Source organism: Aminobacter ciceronei, from assembly GCF_014138625.1.
GTDB classification, from domain to species: Bacteria; Pseudomonadota; Alphaproteobacteria; order Rhizobiales; family Rhizobiaceae; genus Aminobacter; species Aminobacter ciceronei.
Genome location: NZ_JACJHY010000002.1, coordinates 351,770 through 362,742, shown reverse-complemented (window position 1 = coordinate 362,742; position 10,973 = coordinate 351,770). Strand labels below are relative to the sequence as shown.

The window sequence follows — 10,973 nt, the reverse complement described above, 5'->3', positions numbered from 1 at the left end:
AGAGCCTAGGCTATGCCGATCCTGCTACCGCTACGTTACTGAAAGCATTGGTAAAAACTTGCTCACTCGGCATAGTTCGACGGTCGGCATAAACCTGCAAGCTCAATGGTGTCGAACCGCTCGGCTATCTCGCTGATGTCCTCACCAGGATCGTCAACGGCCACCCCAACAGCCAGATCGACGATCTCCTGCCTTGGGTCTACATCAACAAGCTCGAGCTCAAGGCCGTGGCCTGAGAACACCGCTTACGTCATGGCCACAGAACATGCGGAAGATTTGTCAGATCGCCCCTCGACGGCACGAAGGAAACGGTGCAAAAAGGCATCGCGGCCGGACAATTGTTTCTGGGAACATGTGCATGGCGGCGTACGAAGCGACCGCATCTTCCTCGAAATATCCGCGTCTCAGCGAACGCGTATGACAGAGGCATAGATGGGGTGACAGCTAAGGCACCCTCCCTCAAGCACGCATTCAAGAACATCCGTTTGGTCGTTTTCTCCGGCCACCCTTGCGGTCCGCTTTCGGGTGGCGACTGTCAGACGCATCGCAGACAATGCGGTAGGCCTCGTCAAGACATCCTCCCCCGAGATCACTGCACAGGCATTCAAGCGCGTGGAGCAGATGGTCGGCGATGTCGAGCCGACCAGTGTCATTGGCAATCTTGAAGGCCTTAAGTATGGCTTGGTCGAGGTCTTGCCTGTGGGCGATCATCGCATCGCTCCCTAGCTAGCTATCATCACTCTCCCAGCGACAGGAAGGTCAAGGTGATTGCTTGCAATTGCCGATGTCTGCGAGCTTGGCGCAGGCAGGCATGTATTCAACTCCATGGGCGGCCGAAAATCTTCCTCAGGCATTGCAACCCTCCCCGGGGAAGTCGCTCTTCCCAGGCTCCTGCACCGGAGGGCAAGGGACCGAACCGTAGGAGCAGTACACGCAACAGTCTCCCGATATTGGACGCAGCATTGTTCCGCAGCCCTTGCAGTCATAGAAGAACTGGCAGGCGTCGGTCGGCATCACTTCGGTTTCCTTATGCCCGCATTTGGGACAAGTGATTGTGCTGGTCAGGACGGTCATGTGCGATGTTTCCGAACGTCTGCGCTGTATTGGTCAAGCTTAACTCGGCGTTGATCAGCCAATCCGGATCCTGCTGTCGTCCAGAAAGACATAAGGTGGCACGTGAAGGTTGCGAGGCGCTGGTCCGCGTCTGACGCGCCCGGAAACGTCATATGCCGATCCATGACAGGGGCAGAACCAGCCTTTGTATGGACCGTGCGGCTCGTCCGGCCGCTGGCCGAGCGGAATGCATCCCAGATGCGTGCACACGCCAACGACCACCAGCCATTCCGGTCGTTGGACACGTTCGGCATCCGCCTGAGGGTCGAGCAGTCCGGAATTGAGATCGTCCGCGACGGCGGCCGCAACCATTTCCGGCGTGCGCCTGACCACGAAAAGCGGTTGGCTTCGCCATTTAACGGTCACCCGCTGGCCAGGCTCGATTGAAGACAGATCGACCTCGATCGTTGCCAGCGCGGTCACATCGGCCGACGGTCTCATGTTATCGATGAACGGCCAGAAGGTCGCGGCAGTACCGACGACGGCGGCCATTCCCGTTGCCACAAAGAGGAAATCGCGGCGGGTCTCTGTCGGCCCAGCCGGATGAATGGTTTCGAGTCCGTTGTCTTGCATCGCATCACTCCTCCCCCACCCGCGGCGGCTCACCCGATCCGCGTCAGGACGGGGAAATTCTCGAGAAGCCAGAACGAGAAGGCCGACAGGTAACCGACGATCATCGCAACCCCCATCATCACCATGACGCCACCCGCCGCTGTTTGCAGGACCATGCCCGCCCTGCCAATAGTCCGCAGCCGTTTGGTCAGCGCGTGCGTGAATAGGGCAGCACACAGGAAGGGGATGCCCAAACCCAACGAGTAGACCGCCAGCAGCGCTACGCCTTGAACGACCGTCGCCGACGCCGCGCCCACGGTCAGGATCGCTCCGAGGATCGGCCCGATGCATGGTGTCCAACCGAAACCGAACGCCAATCCAAGCAGATAGGCAGACATGGGGCGACCGCCTGGGAGATCAGTGTGAAATCGCAGGTCGCGCATGCCCCACATCGGGCGAATGGTTCCAATCATGAACAGCCCGAAGAGGATCACGACTGCGCCGCCTACGATATTCAGTTCGTAGCGGTAGGCGATCAGCAACTGGCCGAGGGCGGTAGCGCTGGCACCAAGCACGATGAAGACCGTCGAGAAGCCAACGACGAAACAGAGGCTTAGGCCGACTGCTGGCAATCGCTGCGAGACCGCATCGCCAGCCGCCCCGGAAATTGCCGTCCTCCCAGCCACGTAGGAAACGTAGCCGGGCACGAGGGGGAGCACGCAGGGCGACAAAAACGAGACGATCCCCGCGACAAAGGCGGACAGCAACCCACTGCTGGAAATTCCCGACATCGTTCAGTTCTTCCCTTCTTGCGCCAATGGCGTGTCCGTTGTGGCCCGCGCCTGTGCGATCAGGGTCTTCATTGTTGCGAGGTCGGTCGCGCCGCGCAAAACCTGGTCGCCGATAACGAAACCAGGCGTTCCATTGATGCGCAGGGACTGAGCCAATCCGACGTTGCGGTCGATGGCCGCTTGAACCTTCGGATCGTCCATATCCTTCCTGAGGCGATCGACGTCCAGGCCGACTTCCGCCGCGGCCTGAAGAACCGTAGCTTCCCCAACCTTGCCCTTGGCCTGCATCAAGGCGATGTGGAACGCCGTGTATTGCCCCTGGCGATGGGCGGCCAGCGCGGCCTTGGCGGCAAATACCGAGCCGGGGCCAAGGATCGGAAACTCCTTGTAAACGATGCGCAACTGCGGATCGCCGGATTCCGCTTCACGCATCACGGGCGCGACCTGGCGGCAATAGGGGCAATTATAGTCGAAGAACTCCACCATCGTGACATCGCCTTGCGGATTGCCGCCGACCGGACTGTCCGGGTCACGGAACACTTCGTTGGCGCGCGCCGACAGTGCGGCTTGGGCCTCTGTCGCTTCGGCTTCGCGTTGGCGCGCTTCGAGGCCCTGCATCGACTGGACAATGACTTCGGGATTGGCCAGCAAATAGTCTCGCAGTCGCTGGTCGAAGGCGGCCTGGGATACGATATTGTCTGCTGCCGACTCCTGCGGACTTCTGAACCCGGGATCGAGCGCGAACCAAGCCCAAGCGGCACCAACCACTGCTATCGTGAACAACAACCACGTCACTGTCGAAGAACGCTGTCGGTTTTCCGTCATGGCCGTTTCCGATCTTCTTTTAAAAAAGCTCCCACCAGTTCTTCTTGATGTGTTCGTGAGGACGACTGGTTCCGTTGGTAAGCGCGTTAACGAACGTCACGAGGTTGACTGAATCAAATTTCAGCCCGTGGAAGTTCGCCTTCCAGGTTCCATCCCTGTCGATCACATGCGTGACGATGCCGTGCATCTGAAAGCCGTCATCTGTTTTGGTGAACTTGTGGCCGAAGCCCTCCGCAAGCTTGCGGGTCGTGTCCTCGGGTTCGTCCTGGGTGGTGGTGAGGAAGAGCCAGTTCACGGGATCAAGACCATGCGCCGGGCCGTAGGCGCGCATCACCTCGGCCGTGTCCCTGGACGGATCGGTGGTGACGGTCACGAAGGTGATGAGTTCCTTCATCGGCGTGTCGTTCACCAGTTTCTGGACCTCGGCGATCTTTTCCGCGTGGAGAGGGCAGACGTCCGGACAGGAGGTGTAGATGAAGTGGAGGATGACAATCTTTCCGTGGAGGTCGGCAAGGCGCACCGTGCGACCACGCGCCAACCGCAGAGCGAAATCAGGAGTGGGCTTGTCGATCGGCTGGAAATACTTCTCCGTGCCGCCGATCATGGCCTCGACTTCATCGAGCGAGTGCGCATCGACAGTTGTCGCAATCGCTATGACCAGCACCAGGGCGGCGGCAACGCGTGCGAGCAAACGCATGGTCTTTCTGGCAACGAATCCGTCGGACAGTCCGTGGAAAAGGGCACTTAAGCTAGAGGTCGTCATTGCTCCTGCCTTTCGCCCTCTGATTTGCCGGATGGCTCATCAGCCACCGCATCGGAGTGGCACGAATTGCCCTTCATCCGGCTCATGCATAGGCCGAGGGCGCACATCGCAACGCACGGCAGCCCGGACAACAGCAGCGGCGTGATCCCAGCCGCTACCAGCCAGTTCCAGTTGGAAACGATGCCAACCGTCACCGCTGCGGCTGCCACCAAGACAAGACCACCTCGCCCATTGAAGAAGCGCTGCAAGGCGTCGGTCCTCGCAGCACTCCCAGATGCATCTGAGAGTTCGGATGCTTGGATGTTCGTCATGGGCGTTCCTTTCTCAGTCATTGTCAAAACGGTCGCGCAGGAAGGCGACCATTGCGGGAGAGTCCCATTCGGCCGGACCGATCAGCCGCCCGACTTCCCGGCCTTCACGGTCGATCAAGATCGTTGCCGGCAGGCCGATAATCCCAAGGGCGAACATCGCCTTGCCGGAAGCGTCGATGTTGAGGGCGAGATGTTGAATGCCGATCTCGGCGAAGAATTTGCGCACTGCATCCGGCCCTGCCCGATCGATCGACAGGGCCACGACCTCGAAGTCCGGTCCGCCAAGCTCGGTCTGCAATTGGTCGAGTGCCGGCATTTCTTTCCGGCAAGGGATGCAGCAGGCCGCCCAGACGTTGAGCAGCACGACTTTGCCGAGATGGTCCGCGAGTGTTCTCGGCTGGCCTTCGCCGTTCTCGAAATGGATTTCTGGCACAGGCTTCGGCGTTTCGTGCATCGCGAAGTTCGGCGGCGTTTCCGCAGCCAGAACCGGGTGCGCAAATATGAGCAGGACAAAGGCGAACATCCTCATGGCTGCCGCTCCTTCGCCTCGGCTCGAAGGCGTTCGACAAGCGGAAGGATCGTGCCGTTGAGGGCCGCCTCCGTCACCGGACCGATGTGCTTGTAGGCAATGCGCCCATCAACGCTAACGACGAAGGTTTCCGGCACGCCATAGACACCCCAGTCGATGGCGACGCGGCCATTCAGATCGGCCCCGGTGCGCGTGTACGGGTCGCCCAGCGTGTTGAGCCATTTCGCGGCGTCTTCTGGCCTGTCCTTGTAGTTGAGGCCGTGAAGCGGCACCCGCTTATCCAATGCGAGTCGCATGAACACGGGATGCTCCTCGCGGCAGGCGACGCACCATGAAGCGAAGACATTGACCAACGAGATCTCGCCAACGAGGTTGGTGCTCGACAGACCGAGCTTCCGCCCTTCAACAGGGGACAGGCTAAACTCAGGAACTGGTTTGCCGATCAATGCCGAAGGGATGTCCGCCGCGTTCCGGTTCAGCCCCCAGGCAAGCACGAAGGCGAGCCCGGCAAACACCGCGACAGGCAGAATAACCATCAGCCGCCGACTGACGGGATAAGCCGCATCGGTCTTGGGCTTTGTGGAGGCCATGTTATTGACCATCATGATACGCCTCGGCTGTCTGTCCGGAGGCCACCGCCTGACGGCCAACAGGTGGCAGGAGTTCGCGAGGTCCTCCCGCTAAGATGAAAGCCATGGCGGACGATGTTCCCGATCCTCTATTCGCATGCCATCCGACATGCCGTCACTCCGTCGTGTAGACAGTTGGCTGTTTGCCGTCCTTGGTGATGGCGTAAACCGTGAAGGGTTCAGTCTTGTCGCCGACCATCCCGGGTGAACCCATTGGCATGCCCGGGAGCGAAATTCCGGCAATAGCGGGCCGCTCTGTGAGAAGCTTTTCGACAGCCTTCACGGGCACGTGCCCGTCGATTACATAGCCATCGATGAACATGGTGTGGCAGCCTTGGAAATCTCCGGGCACCCCGGCCTTCCGACTGATCTCGCCCAAGTCATTCGTAGGCTTGACCTCGACTTCGAAACCATTCTTGCGCAGATAGTCCGCGTAGCCTTCGCAGCAGCCGCATTGTGGGTTCTTGTAAAGTACAGCCTTGTGCGCCTCACCTGCATGAACAGGGGGTAGGCTGGTTGCGAGAAGTACAGCGAAAGCGAGAATCCGAAGCATTGGTATTTTCCTTTCCAGGTTGTCGGCGGAATTGGCGAGTTGGTTCAATCTGGCTGTCACGTCGCGCGTCTCCATTCATGCCACCCTAATCACTGTCATCAGTCCGGCCGTCTGGTGATCGGTGACGTGGCAGTGAAGCATCCAGTCGCCGGGATTGTCGGCAACGAAGGCAATGTCGACAGTGTCCTTGGGAGCGAGCAGGACGGTATCGGCCCATTGGTTATGGGGGACTGGGGCTCCATTGCGATTGATCACGCGAAAGCTGAACCCATGCAGATGCATCGGGTGCCACCAGGCGGTCTCGTTGCGCATCGTTATGAAGTGACTACGACCCTGTTTAAGCGTGATGAGCGGGGGTATTTCGGCGTCGTGTCCGTCGCCTGTCATCGACGTACCGTTGATCGACCAGATGGCGGGGCCGTGTCCCGCCATGCCGCCTGACATTCGGCTCATTCCTTGCATCTTGCCGCCGCCCATCATGTCCCTCATGCTCGGCATGCCCCCTTGGAGGACCATTTCGTGACGTTCGGCGTTCGGAAGGTCCGGCACCGGGAGTGGATTGCGCGGCAGGCGCAGCGGAGCATTGAGCGGGTTTTTCCGCAGCGGCGATTGGCTCGCATAGGCGAGATTGGTCAGCTCATAGGCGAGCCCGTCATAGAAATCGTCGATGACAGCGTAGCGTTTGCCTGACTCGCCCTGCATGTCGATGACAAGATCGAGGCGCATTGCGGGGCCTAGTAGGAGGCGACCGCCCTTTGGCTCGTGAGGATCGCAGGGCTGGCCGTCCACAGCAACAATGACAGGCGTGTGCCCCTCAAAACGCAGCGCCATGATGCGGGCCAACGAGACGTTGATCAGGCGCAGGCGGACGCGCTCTCCAGCCCGTACACTCTGGTCCTCAGGCACCGAGCCATTGAGGGTCACCGAATTACCGACGCGACCTGACATGGCCGCTTCCATAGGGTTACCAAATCCAGGCGCGATCTTGCCGTCTGAATCCAATCGCCAGTCGGCGAGCACCCACAGGACGTCGCGGTCGACATGAACGGGCTCGGGTTCCTCGATAATCAGGGCCCCGGCAAGACCTCGGCCGAGCTGCTGCAGGCTGTTGGCGTGAGGATGGTACCAAAATGTGCCAGCATCGGGAGGCGTGAACTTGTAGACAAAGCGTTCGCCAGGCTTGATTGGTGGCTGCGTAAGCCCTGGCACGCCGTCCATGGCATTCGGCAGCCGGATGCCGTGCCAGTGTACGGTCGTGTCCTCCTCGAGGCGGTTTTCGACGACGATGCGGACGGGCTGTCCTTGGCGGATTCGAACCTCTGGTCCAGGAATGCGGGTGTTATATGCCCATACGCTGGTGGACTGACCTTGCTCCCCTTTCAGAAAGGCGCGACCTGGACCGGGCGCGATTTCGTAGTCGCTGGCAGCCGCAGCGAGAGAGAGCCGCGGCCATAGCATTGCCGATGCGACAGCAAGGCCTGTGCCTGCGCGGAGAAGCTCCCGGCGGGACACGGAGCAATTAGAATTGACGGACACTTCCAAATCCTTCGGCCGTAATCGCGGATGGCCGACACCGCAGGCACGGAGGCCCGCATATCGCCATCGGCACCCGACAGAGCGGGTAGATGCACACAGACACCGGGATTAGCCCAAAAGCGGATCCACTGTGTCAGGCAGCGCGGCTGGGTCTTGGAGGATAAGGGTCTGGCACGGCTGAGCGTCCGTGCAGATACGCAGACGGCATGGGTGTCAGGTGAGGCGTCAGAGCAACGACAACAGCGGCCAAGCCTTGCGGAACGATGGCAAGTACCGGAGCAATGCAGACCTGAGGACAAACTGTCATCTTGCCATCAGTGCCCACGTCGGGACAACCTGTGCAGCCGCCGTCGGCAGGCATGCCTATGTCGGAAGCCATGGTCATTTTGACCGCCATGTCGCTGGCTTGAACGGACGACAAGCTAAGCCCCGTGGCCACGAAGGCAGCGAGCAGCAAGGCGAAAACATGTCTGATCGACCAGCGCATTGACGCGCAATCTACAGCGCCGACGAGGCCTTCTCAATATGAGCGCGCCCTAATTGATGCGACGAAGCGGCGCGCCTCGATCACGGTTAGGTGTAGACCTCATGCCTAAAGGACTCGATTAGGAGAGCGGACTGCGGTTTACCGCGCCTTCACGCTTACGTCGTGCCACCATCGGCAGGAAAATGCAGACTGCGGCGGCAACGGTGGGCTAGGACTGCGGCGTCGGACTTGGGGGATTGCTCTGCATGCGCGCATCTCGCTGCAGTGTGCAAGGAACCGAAAAAAGACTTTGTGGGCTCGCCGCGGATTCGTCCAAAGAGTGTAACAGTCAGGATGAGAGCTAGCCTTTGATCGCCGTTCGTATGCTGGAGGCGGCCGGGAGGGTCAGCGTATGAGGTTGTGCACCAATGTGATCATGTGAAAGGCATCTAACCGCAGAAGTAAGGACGCGATGAACGGCCAATGGAGCTCCCGGCGGGTCAAGCCAAGCCCTCGATCAACTAGAATACCTCAGAGATCGGCCAAGCCAGACATGCCCAAGATCGCAGTGCGAATCTCAGGCAATGGCGCTGGCTGCTCCCTATTGTTGACCAACACGATTGGTTCCTTGGCCTGAACATCGGCAATCGGCAATCGGACGAGAGGCTTTCCATCGTAGCTTAGAGTCCCAGTTGGGTTGGTATAGCTGATGCCTACGCCCTCGCCGTTGGCCGCAAGACTACGCAGCACCTCAACAGAGGCAGCCCTATGAGCGACTTGTGGCGTTGCCCCAATCGATCGGAAGAGCCCGAGCATGTGCCGTATCGACAAACCTTGATCTGACAGGATCAAAGGTCGCTGGGCGAGATCAGAAAGGGAGATCTGATCGCGCTTCGCCAGCGGATCCGTAGGCTGAAGCCAAGCCTGCGGCGACACCTCCGCATAAAGCTCCCGCTGAAAACTGGCATCGAGCCCCAGATCATACGTTAAGGCCAAGTCTATATCGCCTGAGAGGACAGCTTGCGCGAGCACTTCAAAGGTGGCCACCCTTGTCCGGATTTCCAGCTCAGGAAACCGCGCCCGCAACAGCCTCAGCAATGGGGCGAGGTGACTTGGCGCCAGATCGTCGAACACGCCAAATACGATGCGACCAAGCCGCCGTTGGCTTAGCCCTCCAGGACTTTCAAGTCGAGCTGCCTCGGCCAAGAGTGCCTCTGCATCTGCGAGAAAGAGCCGACCGTACCCAGTGAGCGTCACGGGTGTGCCTTTCCGGCGATGGAACAGCTTCTGTTTCAGGTGCTCCTCGACCTGGGTGATGGCTACCGATAGCGCCGGCTGCGAAACGTTAACCTGCTGGGCCGCCACAGTCAGGCTGCCTGCGCGAGCTACGGCCACGACATATTCCAGCTGCCTCAACGAGATATATAACATGAACCTATATTATTGTTTTCAACATATTATTGGAACTTAAAAAGAGGCCCCGGCATGCTCCATCAATCAACAGGGAGACCGCCATGCCTCACCCACTTATCACTCAGGAACACATCGACAGCTATCAGCGCGACGGGGTCGTGCTCGTCAAAGGCCTTTTCCGAGACCATGTAGACGCTCTCCGACGGGGCGTCGAAACCAACATGGCCGAACCGGGGGAATACGCCGCAGAGAACCTCAAGGCTGGCGAAGGAGGACGTTTCTTTGATGACTATTGCAACTGGCAGCGGATTCCCGAGTTCGAGGAAGTGATCCGCGCCTCGCCCGCAGCCTTGGTCGCTGCCGATTTGATGCAGTCAAACACGGTACAGGTCTTCCACGACCACGTTCTGGTCAAGGAACCAGGCACATCGAAGCCGACCCCTTGGCATCAGGACTCGCCCTATTACTTCGTCGAAGGTCGGCAGACCGTCAGTTTCTGGTCACCGCTCGATCCGGTGCGGGAAGCCTCACTTCGCTGCGTCGCTCGATCTCATCTGTGGGAGAAGCCAGTCCTGCCGACGCGCTGGCTATCCGAGCAGAATTTCTATCCCGACGCGCAGGCCTACATGCCCGTGCCGGATCCGGACGCTGAAGGGATGACTATCCTGGAATGGGAGATGGAGCCGGGCGACGCGGTAGCGTTCAACTACAAGACCCTTCACGGCGCCCGCGGCAACCAGACCCAGTCACGCCGCCGCGCCTTCTCGCTTCGATTGCTTGGCGATGATGCACGCTACGTGGAACGGCCTGGTCGCACCTCGCCGCCCTTCCCCGGCCATGGAATGCGGCCAGGCGACAGGCTTCGCGAGGACTGGTTTCCTGTGATCTTGCGGCGCTAAAGCGCAGATTACAGCGTCGCGGACTGCGGGACCTTGAGTCAGCAGTTCGCGACTTCCCCTGCCCGAGAGGGAACCGCCAACTCAATCTCGGCTTGCCACGGGGTTTGCGGTTCCTGGGTGGCAGGTCAGGTACTGGTCCCTCATCGTGATCCAAGAACCTTGACCTGCCATCCAAGGACATTGGCTAGGCCCTCGGCCAGGCCTGATGTCTGTCATCGATAACGTAGCTATGCGAATGCTCGCATCCCCTGTGGTCCACATGGCATCGGCAAGATGCTCGTGATCAATCGAGGCCATCGCGGGCTTTGTGCTGTCGCGATAGCCTTTCACGAAATCCTGCTCACCTGATTGCGGAGAAAGGATATGTCCCCAAAACAGGAAACGCGTACTGCCCAATTGGCAATTCGTGTCCTTCCATCATTGAAGGAAGCGCTTGATCAGGCAGCGCACGCCGAAATGAGGTCTCCTAGCTCCATGGCTCAGCTCATCCTCACGCGCTGGTTAACAGAGAAGGGTTTCTTGAAAACCGACGATCAGCACACGGTGGCCACTGGCCCAGAGGACCCGACGGTCTCGTCGTAGGCCCTCTGGGT

13 protein-coding genes and 1 pseudogene are annotated in these 10,973 nt (G+C 59.6%); 3 read left to right on the top strand and 11 right to left on the bottom strand.

The genetic code is table 11. The features are described 5' to 3' along the window. Positions 1-92 precede the first annotated feature (92 nt). Positions 93-236 (top strand): annotated as a pseudogene (locus HNQ95_RS03910) (transposase domain-containing protein); the annotation flags it as partial. 289 nt (positions 237-525) lie between these two features. Beyond that, positions 526-726 carry a hypothetical protein gene (locus HNQ95_RS33375; protein WP_210289144.1) on the top strand — a complete coding sequence of 67 codons (201 nt, stop codon included), beginning with the start codon at positions 526-528 and terminating at the stop codon, positions 724-726. A gap of 120 nt (positions 727-846) precedes the next feature. Here the strand turns inward: HNQ95_RS33375 and HNQ95_RS33535 are convergent, their stop codons facing one another. The 11 genes from HNQ95_RS33535 to HNQ95_RS03855 form a co-directional block, all read right to left on the bottom strand. Then, positions 847-1,074, bottom strand: coding sequence for a GDCCVxC domain-containing (seleno)protein (locus HNQ95_RS33535; protein ID WP_246340530.1), 228 nt, complete (start codon positions 1,072-1,074; stop codon positions 847-849). A gap of 54 nt (positions 1,075-1,128) precedes the next feature. Continuing rightward, positions 1,129-1,686, bottom strand: coding sequence for a ubiquinol-cytochrome c reductase iron-sulfur subunit (petA, locus tag HNQ95_RS03900; protein WP_182573349.1), 558 nt, complete (start codon positions 1,684-1,686; stop codon positions 1,129-1,131). A 29-nt stretch (positions 1,687-1,715) separates the two neighbouring features. After that, positions 1,716-2,456 carry a cytochrome c biogenesis CcdA family protein gene (locus HNQ95_RS03895; RefSeq protein WP_182573350.1) on the bottom strand — a complete coding sequence of 247 codons (741 nt, stop codon included), beginning with the start codon at positions 2,454-2,456 and terminating at the stop codon, positions 1,716-1,718. A gap of 3 nt (positions 2,457-2,459) precedes the next feature. After that, a complete protein-coding gene (locus tag HNQ95_RS03890; protein WP_182573351.1) occupies positions 2,460-3,281 on the bottom strand; it encodes a DsbA family protein in 822 nt (273 codons plus the stop codon). 19 nt (positions 3,282-3,300) lie between these two features. Further along, positions 3,301-3,978, bottom strand: coding sequence for an SCO family protein (locus HNQ95_RS03885; protein WP_182573508.1), 678 nt, complete (start codon positions 3,976-3,978; stop codon positions 3,301-3,303). Between the two features lie 62 nt (positions 3,979-4,040). Further along, entirely contained in the window at positions 4,041-4,292 is a 252-nt protein-coding gene (locus HNQ95_RS03880) for a hypothetical protein (protein ID WP_182573352.1), read from the bottom strand. Between the two features lie 76 nt (positions 4,293-4,368). Then, a complete protein-coding gene (locus HNQ95_RS03875; RefSeq protein ID WP_182573353.1) occupies positions 4,369-4,884 on the bottom strand; it encodes a TlpA family protein disulfide reductase in 516 nt (171 codons plus the stop codon). Then, a complete protein-coding gene (locus tag HNQ95_RS03870) occupies positions 4,881-5,486 on the bottom strand; it encodes a DsbE family thiol:disulfide interchange protein (RefSeq protein ID WP_376769245.1) in 606 nt (201 codons plus the stop codon). Before HNQ95_RS03870 ends, HNQ95_RS03875 begins: the two co-directional genes overlap by 4 nt. Positions 5,487-5,628: 142 nt before the next feature. Then, on the bottom strand, positions 5,629-6,066 hold the full coding sequence (locus HNQ95_RS03865) for a DUF411 domain-containing protein (protein WP_182573510.1): 438 nt from the start codon (positions 6,064-6,066) through the stop codon (positions 5,629-5,631). A 75-nt stretch (positions 6,067-6,141) separates the two neighbouring features. Beyond that, positions 6,142-7,602 carry a multicopper oxidase family protein gene (locus HNQ95_RS03860; protein WP_312870903.1) on the bottom strand — a complete coding sequence of 487 codons (1,461 nt, stop codon included), beginning with the start codon at positions 7,600-7,602 and terminating at the stop codon, positions 6,142-6,144. Between the two features lie 997 nt (positions 7,603-8,599). Then, entirely contained in the window at positions 8,600-9,499 is a 900-nt protein-coding gene (locus HNQ95_RS03855) for a LysR family transcriptional regulator (protein WP_182573354.1), read from the bottom strand. Positions 9,500-9,582: 83 nt separating this feature from the next. Here HNQ95_RS03855 and HNQ95_RS03850 point away from each other — a divergent pair, with 83 nt between their 5' ends. After that, positions 9,583-10,380: a phytanoyl-CoA dioxygenase family protein gene (locus tag HNQ95_RS03850; protein ID WP_182573512.1), complete on the top strand. Its 798-nt coding sequence runs from the start codon at positions 9,583-9,585 to the stop codon at positions 10,378-10,380. The last annotated feature ends 593 nt before the right edge of the window (positions 10,381-10,973 follow it).